This window comes from Pseudomonas sp. AAC (assembly GCF_000725445.1).
In the GTDB taxonomy this organism is placed as follows: domain Bacteria; phylum Pseudomonadota; class Gammaproteobacteria; order Pseudomonadales; family Pseudomonadaceae; genus Pseudomonas; species Pseudomonas citronellolis.
In genome coordinates, this window is record NZ_KL647099.1 from 72,792 (window position 1) to 95,301 (window position 22,510).

The 22,510-nt window shown below is 67.8% G+C and carries 18 protein-coding genes; 8 read left to right on the forward strand and 10 right to left on the reverse strand.

Annotation, left to right across the window (positions count from 1 at the left end; all coding sequences use genetic code 11):
* The first annotated feature begins 66 nt into the window (after positions 1-66).
* A complete protein-coding gene (locus FG99_RS21670; RefSeq protein WP_043272310.1) occupies positions 67-1,080 on the forward strand; it encodes a M14 family metallopeptidase in 1,014 nt (337 codons plus the stop codon).
* Between the two features lie 341 nt (positions 1,081-1,421).
* Here FG99_RS21670 and FG99_RS21675 read toward each other — a convergent pair whose 3' ends face one another.
* Together FG99_RS21675 and FG99_RS21680 are read right to left on the reverse strand one after the other, a co-directional pair.
* The gene (locus FG99_RS21675; protein ID WP_043272311.1) at positions 1,422-3,005 is read right to left on the reverse strand and encodes a peptide chain release factor 3; all 1,584 of its coding nucleotides are present in this window, start codon (positions 3,003-3,005) and stop codon (positions 1,422-1,424) included.
* A 113-nt stretch (positions 3,006-3,118) separates the two neighbouring features.
* Positions 3,119-4,390: a cation:proton antiporter gene (locus FG99_RS21680; protein WP_043272312.1), complete on the reverse strand. Its 1,272-nt coding sequence runs from the start codon at positions 4,388-4,390 to the stop codon at positions 3,119-3,121.
* 654 nt (positions 4,391-5,044) lie between these two features.
* Here FG99_RS21680 and FG99_RS21685 point away from each other — a divergent pair.
* Positions 5,045-6,208: a type III PLP-dependent enzyme gene (locus FG99_RS21685; RefSeq protein WP_009617704.1), complete on the forward strand. Its 1,164-nt coding sequence runs from the start codon at positions 5,045-5,047 to the stop codon at positions 6,206-6,208.
* A gap of 803 nt (positions 6,209-7,011) precedes the next feature.
* Here FG99_RS21685 and FG99_RS21690 read toward each other — a convergent pair.
* The 3 genes from FG99_RS21690 to FG99_RS21700 all read right to left on the reverse strand — a co-directional run bounded on the left by FG99_RS21690 (position 7,012) and on the right by FG99_RS21700 (position 10,394).
* Complete coding sequence (locus FG99_RS21690; RefSeq protein ID WP_043272313.1) at positions 7,012-8,802, reverse strand: phosphoethanolamine transferase CptA; 1,791 nt, start codon at positions 8,800-8,802, stop codon at positions 7,012-7,014.
* Between the two features lie 115 nt (positions 8,803-8,917).
* Positions 8,918-9,712: a tetratricopeptide repeat protein gene (locus FG99_RS21695; protein ID WP_043272314.1), complete on the reverse strand. Its 795-nt coding sequence runs from the start codon at positions 9,710-9,712 to the stop codon at positions 8,918-8,920.
* Between the two features lies 1 nt (position 9,713).
* Positions 9,714-10,394 (reverse strand): Fe2+-dependent dioxygenase, encoded by a 681-nt coding sequence (locus FG99_RS21700; RefSeq protein ID WP_043272315.1) that lies wholly within the window; start codon positions 10,392-10,394, stop codon positions 9,714-9,716.
* Between the two features lie 203 nt (positions 10,395-10,597).
* On the opposite strand from FG99_RS21700, the gene FG99_RS21705 reads away from it, so the two are divergent.
* Together FG99_RS21705 and FG99_RS21710 are read left to right on the forward strand one after the other, a co-directional pair.
* The gene (locus FG99_RS21705) at positions 10,598-12,847 is read left to right on the forward strand and encodes a TonB-dependent receptor (RefSeq protein WP_043272316.1); all 2,250 of its coding nucleotides are present in this window, start codon (positions 10,598-10,600) and stop codon (positions 12,845-12,847) included.
* Between the two features lie 90 nt (positions 12,848-12,937).
* Positions 12,938-15,481, forward strand: coding sequence for a PepSY domain-containing protein (locus tag FG99_RS21710; RefSeq protein ID WP_232244747.1), 2,544 nt, complete (start codon positions 12,938-12,940; stop codon positions 15,479-15,481).
* A gap of 60 nt (positions 15,482-15,541) precedes the next feature.
* Here the strand turns inward: FG99_RS21710 and lpxO are convergent, their stop codons facing one another.
* Complete coding sequence (gene lpxO / locus FG99_RS21715; RefSeq protein ID WP_009617712.1) at positions 15,542-16,441, reverse strand: lipid A hydroxylase LpxO; 900 nt, start codon at positions 16,439-16,441, stop codon at positions 15,542-15,544.
* Between the two features lie 144 nt (positions 16,442-16,585).
* Between lpxO and FG99_RS21720 the strand changes: the two genes are divergently transcribed.
* Genes FG99_RS21720 through FG99_RS21730 form a run of 3 tightly spaced genes read left to right on the forward strand, consistent with a single transcriptional unit; the run spans position 16,586 to position 18,932 of the window.
* On the forward strand, positions 16,586-17,341 hold the full coding sequence (locus FG99_RS21720) for a 5-oxoprolinase subunit PxpA (RefSeq protein WP_043272318.1): 756 nt from the start codon (positions 16,586-16,588) through the stop codon (positions 17,339-17,341).
* Entirely contained in the window at positions 17,338-18,015 is a 678-nt protein-coding gene (pxpB, locus tag FG99_RS21725) for a 5-oxoprolinase subunit PxpB (protein ID WP_043272319.1), read from the forward strand. Before FG99_RS21720 ends, pxpB begins: the two co-directional genes overlap by 4 nt.
* Positions 18,012-18,932: a 5-oxoprolinase subunit C family protein gene (locus FG99_RS21730; protein WP_141766142.1), complete on the forward strand. Its 921-nt coding sequence runs from the start codon at positions 18,012-18,014 to the stop codon at positions 18,930-18,932. Before pxpB ends, FG99_RS21730 begins: the two co-directional genes overlap by 4 nt.
* On the opposite strand, the gene FG99_RS21735 is transcribed toward FG99_RS21730, so the two are convergent.
* Positions 18,929-19,411: an Lrp/AsnC family transcriptional regulator gene (locus tag FG99_RS21735; RefSeq protein ID WP_009617716.1), complete on the reverse strand. Its 483-nt coding sequence runs from the start codon at positions 19,409-19,411 to the stop codon at positions 18,929-18,931. The genes FG99_RS21730 and FG99_RS21735 overlap by 4 nt on opposite strands.
* A 137-nt stretch (positions 19,412-19,548) precedes the next feature.
* On the opposite strand from FG99_RS21735, the gene FG99_RS21740 reads away from it, so the two are divergent.
* The gene (locus tag FG99_RS21740; protein WP_043272320.1) at positions 19,549-20,175 is read left to right on the forward strand and encodes a LysE family translocator; all 627 of its coding nucleotides are present in this window, start codon (positions 19,549-19,551) and stop codon (positions 20,173-20,175) included.
* 227 nt (positions 20,176-20,402) lie between these two features.
* Here FG99_RS21740 and FG99_RS21745 read toward each other — a convergent pair whose 3' ends face one another.
* The 3 genes from FG99_RS21745 to FG99_RS32200 are packed head-to-tail and all read right to left on the reverse strand — an operon-like array spanning position 20,403 to position 22,509.
* Entirely contained in the window at positions 20,403-21,374 is a 972-nt protein-coding gene (locus FG99_RS21745; protein ID WP_043272321.1) for a peptide ABC transporter ATP-binding protein, read from the reverse strand.
* Positions 21,374-22,345, reverse strand: coding sequence for an ABC transporter ATP-binding protein (locus FG99_RS21750; protein ID WP_009617719.1), 972 nt, complete (start codon positions 22,343-22,345; stop codon positions 21,374-21,376). Before FG99_RS21750 ends, FG99_RS21745 begins: the two co-directional genes overlap by 1 nt.
* A complete protein-coding gene (locus FG99_RS32200; RefSeq protein ID WP_009617720.1) occupies positions 22,342-22,509 on the reverse strand; it encodes a hypothetical protein in 168 nt (55 codons plus the stop codon). The genes FG99_RS21750 and FG99_RS32200 overlap by 4 nt, the downstream gene beginning before the upstream one ends.
* Position 22,510 lies beyond the last annotated feature (1 nt).

Sequence of the window (22,510 nt, forward strand, 5' to 3'; positions counted from 1 at the left end):
GGTGGAATCGATACTAGGGGGCGCCGGGCAAGTTTGCCATGCCCCGCGACGAGGGAGGAGGCAAGCATGATCGAAGACGTATCGCTGCGGCTGAGCGGGGATTCCGGCGCGCCATTGACGGTGCCGGCCTGGCGCATCGATGCCGGCCGGCCGGGGCCGCGGGTGCACCTGCAGGCCGGGGTCCACGCCGACGAAATCGCCGGCATGCTGGTGTTGCACCAGTTGCTGACGAGGCTACGGCGGGCGGCGGAGCAGGGGCTGCTCAACGGCAGCGTGACGCTGGTGCCCCAGGCCAACCCCTTCGGCATCGGCCAGTTCCGCCAGGGCCGGATTCTCGGCCGCCATCACGAAGCGACGGCGCGCAACTTCAACCGTGGCTTCCCGGCCTCGGCGAAAGCCACGGGCACGCTGGACAACCTCAGCGACTGGCAGCGCCAGCTGGCCGCGCTGGCGGCGCCGGCGGACATCGTCCTCGACCTGCACACCGACGACGAGGCGCTGCAATACCTCTACGTCCACGAACGCCTGTGGCCGGCGGCGCAGGACCTGGCCGCGGCGCTGCGCGCCGAGCTGGCGATCATCTGGGAAGGCGACAGCGACGGCGCCTTCGAGGAAGTGGTGATCGAACCCTGGCTGGCCGAGGATCGCTTCGACGGGCGCCTGGTGGCCACGGTGGAACTGCGTGGCCAGGGCGACGTCAGCGACGCGCTGGCGCAGCAGGATGCTGACGGGCTGTGGGCTTTTCTCTGCGGGCGCGGGGTGATCCAGGAGGCGGTGGAATTGCCGGCCTGGCAGGGCGTGGCGGTGCCCATGGGCTTCATGGAAACGGTGTTCGCGCCGGTGGCCGGGGTGCTGGTGTTCGAGCGCGAGTTGGGTGAGGTAGTGCAGGCTGGCGAGCGCTTCGCCCGCATCGTCGCGAGGCCGGGGGATGCCGGGAGCGAAGTGGTGCTGCGGTCGCCGCAGACCGGGTTGTTCGTTACCCGCTATCGCGACCGGTTGATCCCGCGCGGGGCGATTGCGGCGAAGTTTACCGGGGCGGCGCCGTCGAGCACCTGGACCTCCGGTGCGCTGGATCCGTGATCGTGTCTCGGCAGAAAGGCTCGCACACACGCCCCGTAGGATGGCGTTGAGCGAAGCGATACCCATCACTGATGTCCGCATGGGTTTCGCAAGCTCAACCCATCCTACGAAAAGCGCCCTGTCTGCGTTCGCGTAGGGCGAATAACCGTTCGCGGTTATCCGCCGTTTGCCCGGCGTCGCGGTCGAGCTCGGAGTGCCCGGAAAGAGGTGCTCCATGGCCGAACCCGAAGCGCGCCTGGGATCAAGGTCAAACGGCGGATAACGCCGTAGGCGTTATGCGCCCTACGGCTGGAAACGAAAACGCCCACACAACGGCGGGCGTTTTCACGAAGGCACCGAACTCAGTGATGCTCGCGCGTGGCGCGGAAGGTGATGTCCGGCCAGCGCTCTTCCATCAGGCTCAGGTTCACCCGGGTGGGGGCCAGGTAGGTGAGGTGGCCGCCGCCGTCCACGGAGAGGTTCTCGAAGGCCTTGTCCTTGAACTCCTTGAGCTTCTTCTCGTCCTTGCATTCGATCCAGCGCGCCGACCAGACGTTGATCTGCTCGTAGGCGCACTCGACCTTGTATTCCTCCTTCAGGCGGCTGGCGACCACGTCGAACTGCAGCACGCCCACGGCGCCGAGGATGATGTCGTTGTTGCGCTCGGGGAAGAACACCTGGGTGGCGCCTTCCTCGGCCAGCTCCTGCAGGCCTTGGCGCAACTGCTTGGACTTCAGCGGGTCCTTCAGGCGCACGCGGCGGAACAGTTCCGGGGCGAAGTGCGGGATGCCGGTGAAGCCCAGGTTCTCGCCTTCGCTGAAGGTGTCGCCGATCTGGATGGTGCCGTGGTTGTGCAGGCCGATGATGTCGCCGGCGTAGGCCTCTTCCAACTGCTCGCGCTCGCTGGAGAAGAAGGTCAGGGCGTCGGCGATCTTCACGTCCTTGCCCAGGCGCACGTGGCGCATCTTCATGCCCTTCTCGTACTTGCCCGAGCAGATGCGCATGAAGGCGATGCGGTCGCGGTGTTTCGGGTCCATGTTCGCCTGGATCTTGAACACGAAGCCTGTGAACTTCTCCTCGGTGGGCTCGACGATGCGCTCGTGGGCAGCGCGCGCCAGCGGCTGCGGGGCCCAGTCGACGATGCAGTCGAGCACCTGGTCGACGCCGAAGTTGCCCAGCGCGGTACCGAAGAACACCGGGGTCATCTCGCCCTTGAGGAAGGCTTCCTTGTCGAACTCGTGGCAGGCGCCCTGCACCAGCTCCAGCTCTTCGAGGAAGTTGTCGTAGAGGTCGCCCAGGTGCGCGCGGGCCTCGTCGGAGTCGAGCTTGTCGATCACCTGGGTCTCGATGCGCTCGTGGCCGTGGCCGGGCACGTAGACGATGATCTTGTCCTCGGCCAGGTGGTACACGCCCTTGAAGTCCCGGTAGCAGCCGATCGGCCAGGTGATGGGCGCGGCCTTGATCTTCAGCACCGCCTCGATCTCGTCGAGCAGCTCGATGGGGTCGCGGATGTCGCGGTCCAGCTTGTTGATGAAGCTGACGATGGGCGTGTCGCGCAGGCGGCAGACTTCCATCAGGGCGATGGTCCGCGGCTCTACCCCTTTACCGCCGTCGAGCACCATCAGCGCCGAGTCCACCGCGGTCAGGGTGCGGTAGGTGTCTTCGGAGAAGTCTTCGTGGCCGGGGGTGTCGAGCAGGTTGACCATGTGCTCGCGGTAGGGGAACTGCATCACCGAGGTGGTGATGGAGATGCCGCGCTGCTTCTCCATCTCCATCCAGTCGGAGGTCGCGTGGCGGTCGGACTTGCGCGACTTCACGGTGCCGGCGACGGCGATGGCCTTGCCCATCAGCAGCAGCTTCTCGGTGATGGTGGTCTTACCGGCGTCGGGGTGGGAGATGATCGCGAAGGTACGGCGCTTGGCGACTTCGGCGGCCTGGTTGGTCATGGGTGCGTGCCTGCTGGAGTTCGGTGACGGCGGGCGCGGTCGGCCCGGAAAAGCGCGGGATTATAGCCCAAAGCCTTGCGTCGCCGGCAGGTGCGGCGACGCAAGGCCCCGCCTCAGTGGCCGTCGTCGGCCGTGGGCGCCGCATCGCGGTAGAGGGTGCGCACCAGCGGGCCGATGGACAGGCCCTGGAGCAGGATGGACACCAGCACCACCACGTAGGTCAGGCTGAGGATCAGGTCGCGCTGCTCGCCCAGCGGCAGCGACAGCGCCAGGGCCACCGAGACGCCGCCGCGCAGACCGCCCCAGACCAGGATGCGGATGGTCCCGCTGGGCACCTGGCGGCGCCCGGCCTCGGTCTGGCGCAGCACCAGGATGGCCGGGGCCACAGTGAGCAGGCGCGAGGCCAGCACCGCGCCGCCGAGGACCAGGGCGGCCACCACGTGCAGCCAGTTGAACGGCAACAGGAGCAGTTCCAGGCCGATCAGGGCGAACAGCAGGGCGTTGAGGATTTCGTCGATCAGCTCCCAGAACTTGTCGATATAGCGCCGCGTCTCGTCGGACATGGCGTACTGGCGCGCCTGGTTGCCGATGATCAGCCCGGCCACCACCATGGCGATCGGCGCCGACACGTGCAGGCGCGCAGCCAGGGCGGCGCCGCCGATGACCAGGGCGAGGGTCAGCATCACTTCCACCTGGTACTGGTCGATGCCGCGCATCATCAGGAACACCCCGTAGCCCAGCGCCGCGCCGAACAGCACGCCGCCCACCGCTTCCTGCAGGAACAGCCAGGCGGTGGCCGAGACGGTCGGCGTCTCGCCGGCCATGAGGATGCCCAGGAGGATGGTGAACACCACCACCGCGGTGCCGTCGTTGAACAGCGACTCGCCGACGATGGTGGTGGCCAGCGGCTTGGGCGCGCCGGCCGAGCGCAGGATGCCGAGCACGGCGATGGGGTCGGTGGGCGAGATGAGCGCGCCGAACAGCAGGCAATAGATGAAGTCCACGTGCCAGCCGAACAGGGCGAAGGTGTAGTAGGCCAGGTAGCCGATCACCGTGGTGGCGATCAGCACGCCGAAGGTGGCCAGCAGGCCGATCGGCCACTTGTAGTTGCGCAGGTCGCCGAGGTTCACGTGCAGGGCGCCGGCGAACAGCAGCGCGGGCAGGAACCAGGTCATCAGCACTTCGGAGAAGTCGATGCGGCGGATGATCTGCTGCATCTCCACCTCCAGCACCGGGTAGCCGGCCATCGACAGGCCCTGGGCGAGGAGCGAGAACACCAGCGCCGTGGCCATCACGCCGATGGTCGGCGGCAGCCGCACGAAGCGGTAGTTCACGTAGGTGAGCAGGGTGGTCAGCGTGATGAACGCCGCGGCGAGGTCGAGCATGTCGCAGGTACTCCTTGGCAAGGCAAGTGGGCCGGCCCCAGTGACCTATCCCTGGGTCGGGGGCACGCGGAAAGAGACCGGATGATAACCGGATATGGCGGACATATTGGCGAGCGCCGAGGTTTCGTCCGACAGGGGCGGGGAGTATGGGGTCCAGCCGTGGTTCGGGTTTCCGAGCCTGGTGCGCGAACTTTCCCCAAAACCTGGAGCGTGATGATGCCGCCGATGAACCCTCGTCGCTGTCCCCGGTCTGTCAAAAAGAAGGGGGATGATTGGGCCGTTCCGAACCCCTGGAAGCCCCGTGCTGTGCGGTATTCCGTGCATTTTGTCGAGTATCTAGAACAGTCAACCGGCAAGGCGACAAAGGGATTCGGGAAAGCGGCAATTTCTGGTTGAACTCACGGACTTCAGGTCCTAAAGTTCGCGCCCGAACGTCCATGCTGGAAACGATCCATCCGGCTCAAGTACTGACGACGAGAGTCTGCCTGACTAATCAGTTCAGCGGTTTCTGCGAGTCCTTCGCAGAAAGCGCCGGGCACCAGGTGATACTCGGCGACATGCCTTGGGAAGTAGGCGAACCAAAGTGGGGAAACGGATTAGACGTTCAGCTTCACCCCTACGTATCCATGTGTTTTGCCATTGGGAGTCCCAACCATGTCCATCAAGGTCGAGGATTACTTCGCCCCTGAAACCTTCCAGCGTATGAAGGCATTTGCCGACAAGCAGGAAACCCCCTTCGTCGTCATCGACAAGCAGACCATCGCCGACGCCTACGACCAGCTGACCCACTGCTTCCCGTTCGCCAAGGTGTACTACGCGGTCAAGGCCAACCCGGCCACCGAGATCACCGAGCTGCTGCGCGACAAGGGCTCGAACTTCGACATCGCCTCGATCTACGAGCTGGACAAGGTGATGAAGACCGGCGTGGGCCCGGAGCGCATCAGCTACGGCAACACCATCAAGAAAGCCAAGGACATCCGCTACTTCTATGAGAAGGGCGTGCGCCTGTTCGCCACCGACTCCGAAGCCGACCTGCGCAATATCGCCAAGGCCGCGCCGGGCGCCAAGGTCTACGTGCGCATCCTCACCGAGGGTTCGACCACCGCCGACTGGCCGCTGTCGCGCAAGTTCGGCTGCCAGACCGACATGGCCATGGACCTGCTGATCCTCGCCCGCCAGCTGGGCCTGGTGCCCTACGGCATCTCCTTCCACGTCGGCTCGCAGCAGCGTGACATCTCCGTGTGGGATGCGGCCATCGCCAAGGTCAAGGTGATCTTCGAGCGCCTGAAGGAAGAAGACGGCATCGAGCTGAAGATGATCAACATGGGCGGCGGCTTCCCGGCCAACTACATCGCCAAGACCAACGACCTGGAAACCTACGCCGAGGAAATCATCCGCTTCCTCAAGGAAGACTTCGGCGACGACCTGCCGGAAATCATCCTCGAGCCGGGCCGCTCGCTGATCGCCAACGCCGGCATCCTGGTCAGCGAAGTGGTGCTGGTGGCGCGCAAGTCGCGCACTGCGGTGGAGCGCTGGGTGTACGCGGACGTGGGCAAGTTCTCCGGCCTGATCGAAACCATGGACGAATCCATCAAGTTCCCGATCTGGACCGAGAAGAAGGGCGAGATGGAAGAAGTGGTGATCGCCGGCCCGACCTGCGACAGCGCCGACATCATGTACGAGCACTACAAGTACGGCCTGCCGCTGAACCTGGCCGCCGGCGACCGCCTGTACTGGCTGTCCACCGGCGCCTACACCACCAGCTACAGCGCGGTGGAATTCAACGGCTTCCCGCCGCTGAAGGCCTTCTACATCTGAGCCGCAGCTGAACCGAAGAAACCCCGCCGATGCGGGGTTTTTTCTTTGCCCCGGCCAATGCCTTCCCCACTGCGCCGAGGGGCTTTTCGTAGGATGGGTTGAGCTTGCGAAACCCATGCGGTGGTGATGATGGGTATCGCTTCGCTCAACGCCATCCTACGAAAAGCTGTGCTTCCTGGCACCGTAGGAGCGGACCTTATCCGCGATAGCCGGAGGTATCGGCGCGATTCGCGGATGAGATCCACTCCTACGCTGCCCCACCCACACCATCCCCGGGACGCACGTCATGCGCACGAAATCGCGGGCAGGGCCCGCTCCTACAGTTCCAGGAAAGCAGGGGCGTAGGAGCGGACCTTGTCCGCGATAGCCGGAGGTATCGGCGCGATTCGCGGATGAGATCCGCTCCTACGCTGCCCCGCCCACGCCATTCCCATGTAGGAGCGCGCCCGGCGCGCGAAATCGCGGGCAGGGCCCGCTCCTACAGTTCCAGGAAAGCACGGGCGTAGGAGCGGACCTTGTCCGCGATAGCCGGAGGTATCGGCGCGATTCGCGGATGAGATCCGCTCCTACGCTGCCCCGCCCACGCCATTCCCATGTAGGAGCGCGCCCTGCGCACGAAATCGCGGGCAGGGCCCGCTCCTACAGTTCCAGGAAAGCACGGGCGTAGGAGCGGACCTTGTCCGCGATAGCCGGGGGTGTCGGCGCGATTCGCGGATGAGATCCGCTCCTACGCGACCCCACCCACGCCATTCCCATGTAGGAGCGCGCCCTGCGCGCGAAATCGCGGGCAGGGCCCGCGCGGCTCAACCCTCGTTGGCCTGGCGCACCTGGACGGCGGCCGGCGCCTTGCTGGCCCTGGCCAACTGCTGGTCGCCCATGGCGTTATCCAGCGGCAACTTGTCGAACTCGTGCAGGCCGTTCTTCGCGTAGGGATCGCCGATCCAGCGCGGCGCCGCGACGAACTCGGGGCTGACCAGGCTCTTGCCCGGCTCGTAGCGGTCGTAGCTCAGGCCGGCCAGGTCGGACAGGGTGTGGATCAGGTGCGAGCTGCTGTAGGGGCGTCCGCTCAGCGCCTGCAGGTCGCGGGGGTGGGCCTGCTGCCAGCTCGGCGAGGTCCAGAGCAGGAAGGGGATGGTGTACATCGGCCGCGTCGGGTCGCCCTCGTTGCGCCCCAGGCGGTCGTGCTTGCCGGAGCTGAAGACTTCCTCGCCATGGTCGGAGAGGTACACCAGGAAGCCGTTCGGCTCGCTGGCGGCGTAGCGCTTGATCAGGCTGGCGACCACGAAGTCGTTGTGCAGCACCGCGTTGTCGTAGGCGTTGTAGGTGTCCGCCTGGTCGTCCGAGAGCCCGGCCGGCACGCCCTGGCGGTCCTTGAAGCGGGCGAACGCCTCGGGGTAGCGATAGCGGTAGTCCATATGGGTGCCCAGCAGGTGCACCACGATGAGTTTCTTCGGCGCCGGGTCCTTGAGCACCTGTTCGAAGGGCGCGAAGACCACGTCGTCGTACTGGCGGGCGTTCTGGTTGCGCTGGTTGTTCAGGTAGAACTGCTCGTCCGTCTGCTGCGAGAAGGTGGTGAGCATGGTGTTGCGCTTGGTCATCGTCTGCTGGTTGGTGATCCAGAAGGTCTTGTAGCCGGCCTGTTTCATCAGGTTGATCAGCGACGGGTCGGTGAGGAAGCGGTCTGGGTGCTGCTCGTCGCCGAAGGTGAGGATCTGCTGCATCACCTCGATGGTGTAGGGGCGCGGCGAGACCACGTCCTTGAACACCGTCAGGTTGCGGTCGCCGGCGGCCAGGGCGTCGAGGTTCGGCGTGGTCGGCCGGTCGTAGCCGTACAGGTGCATGTGCTCGCGGGTGGTGGATTCGCCCAGCACCAGCACCAGGGTGCGCGGCGCCTCGCCGCTGTCATCCTTGAGGTTCTTCAGCGGCGGCAGGGCGGCGTTGCGCTGCAGCAGCTTCTGCATGTTGTCCAGCTGCTGGCGGTACTGCGCGTAGCCCACCACCAGTTGCCAGGGCACCGCCGGTTCCATGCGCTGCTGCACCTTCTCCAGGGCCTGGGCGAAGCTGCGCTCCTGGCTGACCATCTGCTTGTAGAAGGGGTAGGCCAGGTTCGCCGCCACCAGCAGCACGGCCAGGGCCACCCGGGCCGGCGCCGGCATGCGCAGCGGGCGCACGCGCCGCCACAGCAGCACCGCCACCGCGGTATAGAGAAGCAGCGCCAGGCACAGCCAGGTGCTGAAGTACTGGCTGAAGTATTCGCCGGCCTCGGCCGTGTTCGACTCGAACATGACGAAGATGACGCTCTGCGAGAACTCCTGGTGGTAGATGCCGAAGTAGCTCAGGCCCACCAGCGAGGCCGCCCACAGCACCAGGCCGATCAGCGCCGCCAGGCCGCGGGTGAAGCGCGGCAGCAGCAACGGCGGGGCCAGCCACAGGCTGCTGAGGAAGAAGGCGTCGCGGAAGCCGGCGAAGCCGGTGGTGCCGCTGAACAGGATCAGCGCCTGGGTGACGCCGGAGAAGTACCAGAAGAACAGCAGCAGCCAGCCCAGGCCGGCCCAGTCCACCTTGCGGCGGGAGGGGTTGGTTGCAGTCGACACGCTTGCCTCGTCTTGCAGGGGCCGCCCGTGCGGGGCGGTCAGTTGGGCAGCGAGCCTAGCGGGGAGCGTGTGAAGGGCGGGGCAAGGACGTGTGAAAAAAACGTCAAGAAAGCGCTTACAGGCGTTTGAGCGCCGCGGCGAACAGGTCGGCGTCGGCCGTTTCGCCGAGTTCCGCGGCGCGCCGGTAGTAGGCCAGGGCCAGGCCGCGCAGTTGCGGCTGCGGCGCCCGTTCCAGCTGCTCGCGGGCCACCCGCAGGAAGTTCAGGTTGCCGCCCTCCAGGGCGCGCAGCAGCCAGTAGCGCGCGTCCTCCACCTCGCCCCGTTCGGCCAGTGCCGCGGCGTGGCTGAACTGGCCGCGGAAGTCGCCGGCCACCGCCGAGCGGCGGTACCACTCGCGGGCCTGCTCGGGGTCGCGCGGCACGCACAGGCCTTCCTCGTAATGGCGGCCGACCAGGTTCATCGACTTGGCGTGACCGAGGTCGGCGGCGCGCCGGTACAGCGCCAGGGCATGGGCCGCGTCGCGCGGCACGCCGCGGCCGGTGGCCAGCAGGTTGGCCAGGTTGTACAGGCCCCAGTCGAGGTCCACCGCCGCCGCGCGGGCGTAGTGCTCGGCTGCCTCGGCGGGGTTGGCGGGCACGCCCCAGCCGTGCTCCAGGCAGCGCCCGAGCATGTTGCGCGCCATGGCGTGGCCGCGCTCGGCGGCGATGCGGAACCAGGTCGCCGCCAGCGCGGCGTCGCGCTCGATGCCCTGGCCGTCGAGGAGGATCTGCCCGAGCAGCGCCTGGGCCTCGACGTCGCCCTGGCGCGCGGCTTCGAGGATGGCCGCCGCGGCCTGGCGCGGGTCGCTGGCCAGGCGGGCGCGCAATTGCTCCACCGAGAGCTCTTCGCGCCGGCGCAGGACGAACGCCATGTCAGACCTCGACCCAGCGCCGCAGCAGGTTGTGGTAGGTGCCGGTCAGCTCGACCAGGGCCGGGTGCTCCGGCACGTCGGCGCTGAGCTTCTGGATCGCCTGGTCCATCTGGAACAGCAGGGCGCGCTGGCTGTCCTCGCGCACCAGGCTCTGCGTCCAGAAGAACGAGGCGAAGCGCGCGCCGCGGGTCACCGGCTCGACCTTGTGCAGGCTGGTGCCGGGGTAGAGCACCAGGTCGCCGGCCGGCAGCTTCACGCGCTGCTCGCCGTAGGTGTCCTGGATGACCAGCTCGCCGCCGTCGTAGTCCTCGGGGTCGCTGAAGAACAGGGTGGAGGAGAGGTCGGTGCGCACCCGTTCGCGGCCGCCCTGCACGTCGCGCACGGCGTTGTCGATGTGGAAGTCGAAGTTGCCGCCGCCGGTATAGCAGTTGAACAGCGGCGGGAACACCTTGTGCGGCAGGGCCGCGGACATGAACAGCGGGTTCTGCCACAGGCGCAGCAGCATGGCCTCGGCGATCTCGCGGGCCAGCGGGTGGTCCTGGGCCAGCTGCAGGTTGTGCTTGGCCTTGGCCGACTGGTAGCCGGCGGTGACCTTGCCGTCGCCCCACTCGGCCTGCTCCAGGGCGGTGCGGATGCGGGTCACCTCGTCGCGGGTGAACAGGCCGGGAATGTGCAGCAGCATGGCGGGGCTCGGTCAAATGAAAATCCGACGCCGATGATAGACATTTGCATTTGCAGCGTATAGCGGAGGTGGCGAACGGTCGCACGGGGTAAATGTAAATGTTGTAAATAAAGTGCGTCTGATAATATTTACTAATTGATACAGATTCTCGTTTTGCACTAGATTGCGCCGCCTTCAGCAAGTCCCTGGGGAGGGAACTTTCGATGTCGCGTCAATCTGTCGAAGCCACCAGCGCTCCGCGCCTGCTGGTCTCCGCCGTCGGTGTGGCCATCACCGCCATGTCCGGCAGCCACTTCGCCCAGGCGGCGGAGTCCACCGAGAAGAAGCCCGCACAGGATGTGCTGTCGCTGGATGCCGACACCGTCGTCGGCCAGCAGGGCGAAGAAACCTACAACGTCCAGCAGTCGGCCTCGCAGAAGTACACCGCGCCGCTGCTCGACACGCCCAAGACCGTCACCGTGATCCCGCAGCAGGTGATCAAGGACACCGGCGCCCTGACCCTGGTCGATGCCCTGCGCACCACGCCCGGCATCACCTTCGGCGCCGGCGAGGGCGGCAACCCGGCGGGCGACCGTCCGTTCATCCGCGGCTTCAACGCCGAGAGCGACACCTTCCTCGACGGCATGCGCGACGTCGCCTCGCAGACCCGCGAAGTGTTCAACATCGAGCAGATCGAAGTCAGCAAGGGCCCGGGCTCGGCCTACACCGGCGCCGGCTCCACCGGCGGCAGCCTGAACCTGGTGAGCAAGACCGCCAAGCTGCAGGACTTCAACGACGCCAGCTTCACCTACGGTTCCGACCAGACCCACCGCACCACCCTGGACGTCAACCACACCCTGGGCGACAACGCGGCCTTCCGCCTGAACCTGATGAAGCACGAAGCCAACGTCGCCGGCCGCGACGACGTCAGCGTCAGCCGCTGGGGCGTGGCGCCGACCATCACCTTCGGCTTCAACACCCCGACCCGCGCGACCCTCTCCTACTACCACCTGGCCACCGACGACATCCCGGACTATGGCCTGCCGCTGACCAACGTCGACCGCAGCAAGCACAATCCGAGCAAGCCGGCCTCGGTCGACCGCGACAACTTCTACGGCCTGACCCACCGCGACTACCGCAAGAGCACCACCGACAGCGGCACCTTCCGCATCGAGCACGACCTCAACGACGACCTGACGCTGTCCAACAGCTTCCGCATGGTCCGCACCACGCTCGACTACGTGGTCAGCAACCCCGACGACAGCCGCGGCAACGTCGCCAACGGCTACGTCTATCGCTCGTCGAAGAACCGCAATTCCACCTCCAAGGGTTGGGTCAACCAGACCGACCTGAAGGCCAACTTCGAGACCGGCTTCATCAAGCACAGCCTGGTCACCGGCCTGGAGTTCAGCTACGAGGACGTGCACAACCGCCCCTACGTGGTGACCCCGGGGGCCGCGGGCAACACCTGCAACGCCGCCCTGCTGGCCAGCGGCGACTGCACCAGCCTGGCCAACCCGACGCCCAAGGACCCCTGGACCGGCAGCATCGTCGACAGCCAGGCCTACACCGACACCGATACCAAGACCTCGGCCGTCTACGTGTTCGACACCCTCAAGCTCAACGAGCAGTGGGACCTGAACCTGGGCCTGCGCTACGACGACTTCGACACCGAGTCCAGCGGCTACAGCACCGGTGGCCGCGGCTCGGCGCCGGGCAACTTCAAGCGCGAGAGCAACACCCACTTCTGGAACTACCAGACCGGCCTGGTCTACAAGCCGCTGCCCAACGGCAGCATCTACCTGGCCTGGTCCACCTCCAGCAACCCCAGCGGCGAGACCGCAGGCGAGGGCGGCCAGGAAGTCAGCGCGGCCAACACCAGCCTGGACCCGGAACGCAACCGCAACCTGGAGCTGGGCACCAAGTGGGACTTCTTCGACGAGGCGCTGTCGCTGAACGCCGCGCTGTTCCGCACCGACAAGACCAACGCCCGCGTCGCCGACCCGGACAACAGCTCCTTCCAGGTGCTCGACGGCGAACAGCGCGTGCAGGGCGTGGAACTGGGCTTCAGCGGCCAGCTGACGCCCAAGTGGAAGGTCTTCGGCGGCTACACCTACCTGGATAGCGAGATCCGCAAGTCGACCACCAAGTCCGACGAAGGCAACCGCATGCCGCAGGTGGCGCCGAACAACTTCACCCTGTGGACCACCTACGAGGTGCTGCAGGACCTGACCATCGGCGGCGGCACCACCTATGTGGACAAGCAGTTCGGCAACACTGCCAACTCGACCTACATCCCGTCCTACTGGCGCTACGACGCCATGGCCAGCTACAAGCTGAGCAAGAACGTCGACCTGCAGTTGAACGTGCAGAACCTGACCGACAAGCGTTACTTCGACCAGGTCTACAGCACCCACATGGCCCACGTGGCCCCGGGCCGCACGGCGCTGCTGGGGGTGAACCTGCACTTCTGATCGCACGGCCTTCCGTGCACCCCGCCCGTTGCTCCTTCGGGCGGGGTTTTCTATTGTTTGGCGCCCCGCGCCCGAGGTGAGAGCAAGGTGTTGAAGAAAGTCTGGTTCCAGCTGCACTGGTTCTTCGGCATAAGCGCCGGCCTGGTGCTGGCCCTGATGGGCGTGACCGGGGCGGCGCTGTCGTTCCAGGACGAACTGCTGCGCGCCTTCAACCCTGCCAGCCTGACGGTGCAGGAGCAGCCCGGCGGCACCCTGGCGCTGGACGAACTGGTGCGGCGGGTGGAGTCCGCCGAGCCGGGCAGGAAGGTGTCCTTCGTCTGGGCCAAGGTCGACGGCGACGAGGCCGCGCGCATCTTCTTCACCCCGCCGCCGGGCCAGCGCCGCGGCGAATCGCGCTACGTCGACCCCTACACCGGTGCCTCGCTGCCGGCGCCGTCCGGGGAAGGCTTGTTCATGTTCATCATGCAGCTGCACCGCTTCCTGGCCCTGGGCGAGTTCGGCAAGCAGGTGACCGCTGCCTGCACCCTGATCCTCATCTATTTTTGCCTCTCCGGCCTGTACCTGCGCTGGCCGCGCAAGACCCTGAGCTGGCGCGCCTGGCTGGCCCTGGACTGGCGCAAGAAGGGCCGCGCCTTCAACTGGGACCTGCACGCCGTGGCCGGCACCTGGTGCCTGGCCTTCTACCTGCTGGCCTCGCTGACCGGCCTGTACTGGTCCTACGACTGGTACCGCGGCGCGCTGTTCAAGCTGCTCGACGACGCCCCGGCCGGCCAGCAGCGCCAGGGCGGCCGCGGTGGCCGTGGCGGCGAAGCGCCCAAGGGGCCGCCGCTGGAAGTGGACTACAGCGCTCTGTGGAACACCCTGCGCAGCACCGCCGGCCCTGGTCTTGAGGCCTACAACCTACGCCTGCCGCCGGTGGGCGGGCAGCCGGCCACGGTGTTCTACCGCCTGGACGACGCCGCCCACGAGCGCGCCTTCAACGAAATGCGCATCGACCCGAAAAGCGGCCGCCTGCTGGGCGACAAGCGCTACGCCGACAGCAGCTTCGGCAAGCAACTGCTGACCAGCGTCTACGCCCTGCACGTGGGCAGCTACTTCGGTATGCCCGGGCGCATCCTGATGATGCTGGCGAGCCTGGCCATGCCGCTGTTCTTCGTCACCGGCTGGCTGCTCTACCTGGACCGCCGGCGCAAGAAGAAGGCCGCCCAGGCCGCCCGCGTCGAACTGGCTGGCGCCGGCGGCGCCGATGCCTGGCTGGTGGGCTACGCCAGCCAGAGCGGTTTCGCCGAGCAACTGGCCTGGCAGAGCGCCGGGCAGCTGCAGGCCGCGGGTCTGGCGGTGCGCGTCGAGCCCCTGGCGCGCCTGGACCGCCAGCAGCTGGAGCAGACGCGCAACGCGCTCTTCGTGGTCAGCACCTTCGGCGACGGCGAGGCCCCGGACAGCGCCCGCGGCTTCGAGCGCAAGCTGCTCGGCGAAGCCGCCGGCCTCGGCCAGCTGCGCTTCGCCATGCTCGCCCTGGGCGACCGCCAGTACCAGGCCTTCTGCGGCTTTGCCCGGCGGATGCAGGGCTGGCTGCAAGGGCAGGGCGCGCAGCCGCTGTTCGACGGCGTGGAAGTGGACAACGGCGACGCCGCTGCCCTGCGCGAGTGGCAGCAACACCTGGCGCAACTGACCGGCGTGGCCGCGCCGACGCCCTTCGCCGCGCCGCAATACGAGCTGTGGAGCCTGGCCGCCCGCGAACACCTGAACCCCGGCAGCCAGGGCCAGTCCACCTGGCTGCTGCGCCTGCAGGCGCCGGCCGGCAGCAGCGCCGACTGGCGCGCCGGCGACCTGGTGGAAATCCTTCCGCAGCACCCGCGCGAACGCGTGCTGGCCTGGCTGGAGCATCTGGGCGTGGACGCCGAGGCCAGCGTCGAAGTCGAGGGCGGCAGCATGGCCCTGGCCGATGCCCTGACCGGGCGCGAGCTGCCGGCCTCCCTCGGCCACCTGGTCGGCCTGCACCCGCAGGCGTTGCTGGACGCCCTGGTGCCGCTGGCGGCGCGGGAATACTCCATCGCCTCGCTGCCCAGCGACGGCGCCCTGGAGCTGATCGTGCGCCAGGAGCGCCACCCCGACGGCAGCCTGGGTGTGGGCTCCGGCTGGCTCACCGAATACCTGCAACCCGGCGCCGGCCTGGCCCTGCGCCTGCGCCGCAACGCCGGCTTCCACCTGCCGGAGGAAGACCGCCCGCTGATCCTGATCGGCAACGGCACCGGCCTGGCCGGCCTGCGCTCGCTGCTGCGCGCCAGCATAGGCGCGGGCCGCCGGCGCAACTGGCTGCTGTTCGGCGAACGCAACCGCGAGCACGACTTCTACTGCCGCGAAGAGCTGGAAGGCTACCTGCTGAGCGGCGAACTCCAGCGCCTGGACGTGGCCTTCTCCCGCGACCAGGCGGACAAGGTCTACGTGCAGGACGTCCTGCGTGAACGCGCCGTGGAATTGAGGCAGTGGCTGGAAGAGGGCGCGGCGATCTACGTCTGCGGCAGCCTGGAAGGCATGGCCGGCGGCGTGGACGCGGTGCTGCGCGAAGCGCTGGGCGACCTGGCGGTGGAAGCGTTGCTGGAAGAAGGGCGCTATCGGCGGGATGTTTATTAAAGAGGCTGAAGGCTGAAGGCTCTTACCTCCAGCCTTCAGTCTCTAGCCTCCAGCGGCTCTTCAAACCCAGAGAATGAACGCCAGGATCGCCCCGAAGAACGCCCACTTCTGCAGGTAGTACAGCTTGCGGTTGCGCTTCTTCAGCGCCTTGCCCTGCAGGCGGATCTTGTACAGCGTGCCGAAGGCGCGGTTGATGCCGCCGGTCTTGTCGCCGTCGTCGTTGGGCGAGGCGGCGGCGGCCATCACGTTGCGGCTGAACCAGCGGTTGAAGGCCTGCGCCCAGCGGTACTTCAGTGGCCGCTCGACGTCGCAGAAGAGGATCACCCGGTCATGCTCGGTGGTGTTCTCGGCGTAGTGGATGTAGGTCTCGTCGAACACCACGGCCTCGCCGTCCTTCCACGCATAGCGCTGGCCGTCCACCTCGATGAAGCAGCCCTCGTCGTTCGGCGTGAACAGCCCCAGGTGGTAGCGCAGCGAGCCGGCGTAGGGATCGCGGTGGCGCACCAGGCGCGAGCCCGGCGGCAGTTCGGCGAACATCGCCGCCTTCACCGAGGGAATCTCCCGCAGCAGCGCGGTGGTTTGCGGGCAGACCACGTCGGCCGAGGGGTGGGCGTCGTCGTACCACTTCAGGTAGAAGCGCTTCCAGCCGGTCTTGAAGAAGGAGTTGAAGCCGACGTCGTTGTACTGCTCGGAGCGCTTGATGCTGCCGGCCTCGCGCAGGCGCAGGGCCTCGGCGCGGATGACTTCCCAGTTGTCGGTGAGCTTCTGCATCTCCGGGAAGGCGTTGGGCGTCAGGTACGGCGTGTTGGGTACCCTGGAGAACAGGTACATGAAGCAGTTCAGCGGGGCGAGGAAGCTGGAGTGGTCGCTCAGCTGCCGGGACAGCTTGTGGCGGACCTTGCCGCGTACGTGCACATAGGCGATGCAGGCCGCGTAGGCAGCCAGGATCAGGGCTTTCATCTTCGAGTCGATGGCTTTCGGCGGGAGGAAGCGGAGGATATTACTCCCCTGAATCGTTACTGAATATTCCTAAGACTAAATGATGGCCCTCTGGTTTACCCTAGGGATGTTTCCGAAACTCGCCGGCGAAGTCGAGGCAGTATCATGACCGATCAGTCAACTCGCATCCTGCTCAACTGCGACATGGGGGAAAGCTACGGCGCCTGGCGCATGGGCGACGACGTCCACGCCATGCCGCTGATCGACCAGGCCAACCTGGCCTGCGGCTTCCACGCCGGCGACCCGCTGACCCTCCAGCGCACCGTGCGCCTGGCGGTGGAGCAGGGCGTGAGCATAGGCGCGCACCCGTCCTACCCCGACCTGGCCGGTTTTGGCCGCCGTCATCTGAGCTGTTCGCCGGAAGAGGTGCAGGCCCTGGTGCTGTACCAGGTGGGCGCGCTGGACGCCTTCTGCCGCGCCGCCGGCACCCGCGTCGACTACGTGAAGCCCCACGGCGCGCTGTACAACGACCTGGTGCGCGACGACGCCCTGCTGGCGGCGGTGCTCGATGCCTGCGCGGTCTACCGCAAGGGCCTGCCGCTGATGGTCCTGGCCCTGGCCGACAACCGCCGCGAACTGGCCCTGGCCGACGCTGCCGACGTACCGCTGATGTTCGAGGCCTTCGCCGACCGCGCCTACCTGCCCGACGGCCAGCTGGCCCCGCGGCGCCTGGCCGGCGCGGTGCACCACGAGCCGCAGCGCATCCTCGACCAGGCCTTGGCCATCGCCCGTGGCGAGCCCTTCCCGGACATCGACGGCAACCCCCTGCGGCTGCGCGCCGACAGCCTTTGCGTGCACGGCGACAACCCCGAATCCCTGGCGGTGCTGCGGCGCCTGCGTGGCCTGCTGGACGCCGCATGATCCGCGTCGAGCCCTTCGGCGCCGAAGCCCTGCTGCTGACCCTGGCCGAACGCCCGGACGCGCACCTGCCGTTGCGCATAGCCGCCCTGGCCGAACGCCTGCGCTCGGCCTTGGGCGAGGTGCTGACCGATTTGGTGCCGGGCTGGACCACGCTGCTGCTGCACTACGACCTGCGCCGCACCAACCCCCTCGACCTGCAGCGCCGCCTGGCGCCGCTGCTGGCGGACTGGCCCGGCCCAGAGCCAAGCGACGCCGCCGGGCGCCTGCATGAAATCCGCGTGTGGTACGCCGGCGAGGACCTCGACGAGGTGGCCCGGCGTTGTGGCCTGCGGCGGGACCAGGTGATCGAGCTGCACAGCGCCCGCGAGTACCGCGTCGGCGCCATCGGTTTCGCGCCTGGCTTCGCCTACCTCGGCGAGCTGGACGAGCGCCTGGCCTTGCCGCGCCGGGCCAACCCTCGCACCCGCGTGGCGGCCGGCAGCCTGGCCATCGCCGAGCGGCAGACCGCGGTCTATCCACAGGCCTCGCCGGGCGGCTGGCACCTGCTGGGGCTCACCGCGCAGCGTCTGTTCGACCCACACCAGGAGCCGCCGTGCCCGCTGGCGGTGGGCGACCGGGTGCGTTTCCTGCCCGTCGACGAGGCTGCCTTCCGCCGCGCCGGAGGCCGCCCATGAGCGGCCTGCGGGTGCTCAATGCCGGCCCGCTGAGCCTGCTGCAGGATGCCGGCCGCCACGGCTGGCAGCATCTGGGTGTTTCCACCGGCGGGCCTGTGGATATCCATGCCGCGGCCTGGGCCAACCATCTGCTGGGCAACGCCTGGGGCACGCCGCTGCTGGAGGTGGCCCTCGGCGGACTGCGCCTGCGGGCCGAAGCGGACTGCTGGCTGGCGCTGTGCGGTGCGCAAGTGTCGATTCGCGTGGACGGCGAAGCGCGCCCTGGCTGGTCGCGCTTCACCCTGCGCGCCGGGCAGGAACTGGAACTGGGCTTCGCCGCCAGCGGCCAGCGCGCCTACCTGGCGGTGGCGGGCGGCTTCCGCGTCGAACCCGTGCTGGGCAGCGTCGCCACCCAGCGCCGCGAGGGCCTGGGCGGCTTGCACGGCGACAGCCGGGCGCTGGAGGAGGGCGACCTGCTGCCTTGCGCGGCTGGCGGTGCAGCCTTCGAACGCGGCGCCAGCGTGCCCTGGCCCTACGTGCCGGACTACCGCGAGACGCCGGTGCTGCGCGTGCTGCCTGGCGGCGACGCCTTCGAGCCGGAGCAGCGGGCGGCCTTCTTCGAGCGCACCTGGCAACTCAGCCCGCAATCCGACCGCATGGGCGCGCGCCTGCACGGCGAGCCGATCCGCGCACCCCGCCGGCAATGGTCGCTGGGCGTGGTCCGTGGCGCCATCCAGGTGCCGCCGGATGGCCAGCCCATCGTCCTGCAGGCCGACCACCAGAGCATGGGCGGCTACCCGCTGCTCGGCTTCGTCCACCCCCTGGACCTGGGCCGCCTGGCGCAGTGCCCGGCCCACGCCGAGGTGCGCTTCGCCGAGACGACGCTGGAAGCGGCGCAGGATGAACTGCGGCGCTTCTACCGTTTCTTCCGCGCCTAGCGGGGCAGGTGCTGCAAGGGCAGCGGCGCCGATTCCTTGAGGGTGCTGATGGCGAAGTTGCTGCGGATGTCGCTCACCCCCGGCAGCTTCAGCAGGGTGCCGGTGAGGAAGTGCTCGTAGGCGCGCAGGTCCGGCACCACCACCTGCAGCAGGAAGTCCGCTTCGCCGGAGACCAGGTGCACCGAGATCACCTCGGGCAGGTCGACCACCGCGCGACGGAAGGCTTCGGCCTGTTCCTCGTGGTGGCGCTCCACCTTGATCCCGACGAACACCGTCAGGCCCAGGCCGACCTGGTCGCGGTCCAGGTCGGCGCCGTAGCGGCGGATCACCCCGGCCTCTTCCAGCAGGCGCACGCGGCGCAGGCAGGGGGAGGGCGACAGGCCGATGGCCTCGGCCAGTTGCACGTTGCTCAGGCGGCCGTCGCGCTGCAGGGCGGCGAGGATGCGGTGGTCGTAGGCGTCCAGTTTGTGGTTTGGCATATCTGACCAGCTTTCAGGATTTGGATTGGCAGATCATGCCAAAACTACCCAGACTGGCAAGCCGAATACGCAAGCACCTGCCCTGGCCTTCGGGCATAGAATCCTTGACCGGAGTCCCTTGCTGCGGAGTGCGAACCATGGATTTCGGCGTCTTCCTGCTGGCCCTGGCGATGGTCTACCTGCTGCCTGGGCCGGACATGCTCCTGCTGTTGCACACCGGCGCCAGCCGCGGCGGCCGCACGGCCCTGGTCACCGCCCTGGGCCTGGCCACGGCGCGGGGCTGCCATGTGGTATTGGCCGGTGCCGGGCTGGCCTTGTTGTTCCGCAGCGTGCCCTGGACCTTCGATGTGGTGCGTTTGGCTGGCGCGGCCTACCTGGCGTGGCTGGGGCTGCGCATGTTGCTGGCGCGGCCGTCGTTGGCGGGCATCGGGCCTGTGGCCGAGGTGCAGGCGCGGAGTTGGCGGCGGGCCTTTGGCAATGGGTTGCTGACCAATCTGCTCAATCCCAAGGCGTTGTTGTTCTGTTCGGTGCTGTTGCCGCAGTTCGTGCGGCCGGATGCGGGGCCGTTGGTGTTGCAGTTCGGCGTGCTGGGGGCGGTGTTGGTGGGGGTGGGGTTGGCGTTCGATAGTTTCTATGCGTTGAGCGGGGCGCGGTTGGGGCGTTGGCTGGAGCGGCATGCCTTGGCGCAGCGGGTGCAGCAGTGGGCTTTTGCTTCGTTGCTGATCGGGTTCGGGGCGCGGTTGGCTTTGTTGAGGGCGGTGTAGGAGTGTGGGGGAGTTGTGGAGTACAGGGATGCTTCGTTCCCCTCACCCCAGCCCTCTCCCGGAGGGAGAGGGGGCCGTTCGGAGTGCGCTGATAATTCGGCGTTAGCCGGACGCTGTGCTATCCGGCTGAAACCTTACCTCCAGCCGGCACGGACAAGCTCCCTCTCCCTTCAGGGAGAGGGTTGGGGAGAGGGAACGGGACCCAGCACGAGCACCACCGTCCCCGGCTACCCCAGAAACTGCTCCGCATGATGGCAAGCCACCTGCCGCTCATCCAGCAGCCGCAGTTCCGGCACTTCCGTCTTGCAGCGCTCCGTCGCATAGGGGCAGCGCTTGTGGAAGGCGCAGCCGCTGGGCGGGTTGAGCGGGTTGGGCAGTTCGCCCTGGATCTTGATCTTCGGCTTGCCCGGGTCCGGGTGGATCGCCGGGGTGGCCGAGAGCAGGGCGCGGGTGTAGGGGTGCAGCGGGCGTTCGTAGAGCTTGTCCGCCGGGCCCATTTCCGCCGGGCGGCCGAGGTACATCACCAGCACGTCGTCGGCCACGTGGCGCACCACCGCCAGGTTGTGGGAGATGAACACGTAGGCGGTGCCGAACTCCTGCTGCAGGTCCATGAACAGGTTGAGCACCTGGGCCTGGATGGACACGTCCAGCGCCGAGGTCGGCTCGTCGGCCACCAGCACCTTGGGCTGCAGCATCATGGCGCGGGCCAGGGCGATGCGCTGGCGCTGGCCGCCGGAGAACATGTGCGGGTAGCGCTGGTAGTGCTCCGGGCGCAGGCCCACCTGCTGCATCATCGCCTGCACCCGCTCGCGGCGTTCGCTGCGCGACAGGCCGGTGTTGATCAGCAGCGGCTCGCCGAGCTGGTCGCCGATCTTCTGCCGCGGGTTGAGCGAGGCGTAGGGGTTCTGGAACACCATCTGCACGTCGCGGCGCAGTTGCTTGCGCTGCTCGTGGCTGGCGCCCTTCACTTCCTGGCCGGCGATGCGCAGGGAGCCGGAGGTGGGCTCCTCGATCAGCGTCAGGGCGCGGGCCAGGGTGGACTTGCCGCAGCCGGACTCGCCGACCACCGCCAGGGTCCTGCCGGCCTGCAGTTCGAAGGACACGCCGTTGAGGGCGCGGACCAGGGCGTGGGGCTTGAACAGACCCTGGGCGATGTCGTAGTGGCGGGTCAGGTCGCGGGCGGTCAGTACGGCTTCCATCAGACCACCTCCTTGAGGTTCAGCGGGTAGTAGCAGCGCACCGCGCCGCGGACGTGGGGTTCCAGGGCCGGGCGGACGGCGCGGCAGTCGTCCTGCACGTAGGGGCAGCGCGGCGACAGCAGGCAGCCCTGCGGCCGGTCGTAGCGCCCGGGGACGATGCCGGGCAGGGTGGCCAGGCGTTCCTCGCCTGCGCTGTGCTCGGGAATCGCCTTGAGCAGCGCCTCGGTGTAGGGATGGGTGGGCAGGTCGAACAGCGCCGGCACCTGGCCGATCTCCACCGCCTGGCCGGCGTACATCACGCAGACGCGCTGGGCGGTCTCGGCGACCACGGCGAGGTCGTGGGTGATCAGGATCAGCGCCATGCCCTGGTCGCGCTGCAGGTTCAGCAGCAGTTCCATGATCTGTGCCTGTATGGTCACGTCCAGGGCCGTGGTGGGCTCGTCGGCGATCAGCAGCTTGGGCTCGCCGGCGATGGCCATGGCGATGGCCACGCGCTGGCTCATGCCGCCGGAGAGCTGGTGCGGGTAGGCGTCCAGGCGCTGGGCGGCGCCGGGGATCTCGACCTTTTCCAGCAGTTCCAGGGCGCGCTGGCGCGCGGCCTTGCCGCGCAGGCCCAGGTGCAGGCGCAGCACTTCCTCGATCTGGAAGCCCACGGTGTAGCTGGGGTTGAGCGCGGTCATCGGGTCCTGGAAGACCATGGCGATGTCCTTGCCGACGATGCGCCGGCGCTCGCGGCCCTTGAGCTTGAGCATGTCGCTGCCGTCGAAGCGCAGGGTGTCGGCGGTGATGCGCCCGGGGGCGTCGATCAGGCCCATCAGCGCCATCATGGTCACCGACTTGCCGGAGCCGGACTCGCCGACGATGGCCAGCACCTCGCCCTTGTCGACGTTCAGGTCGAGGCCGTCGACCACGGGCACGGCGTCGGCGCCGCCGAAGCGCACCGAGAGGTTGCGGATTTCCAGGAGGCTCATACGGCGGTCTCCATCAGGCGCTGCACGGGAACATTCATCGTTGCGGGGGCGGGCATGCGGGGCGCGTAGGATGGGTTGAGTGCAACGAAACCCATCGGCTTGGCGCTGGAATGATGGGTATCGCTTCGCTCCACCCATCCTACGAGGAGCATGAAGTTCTTCATC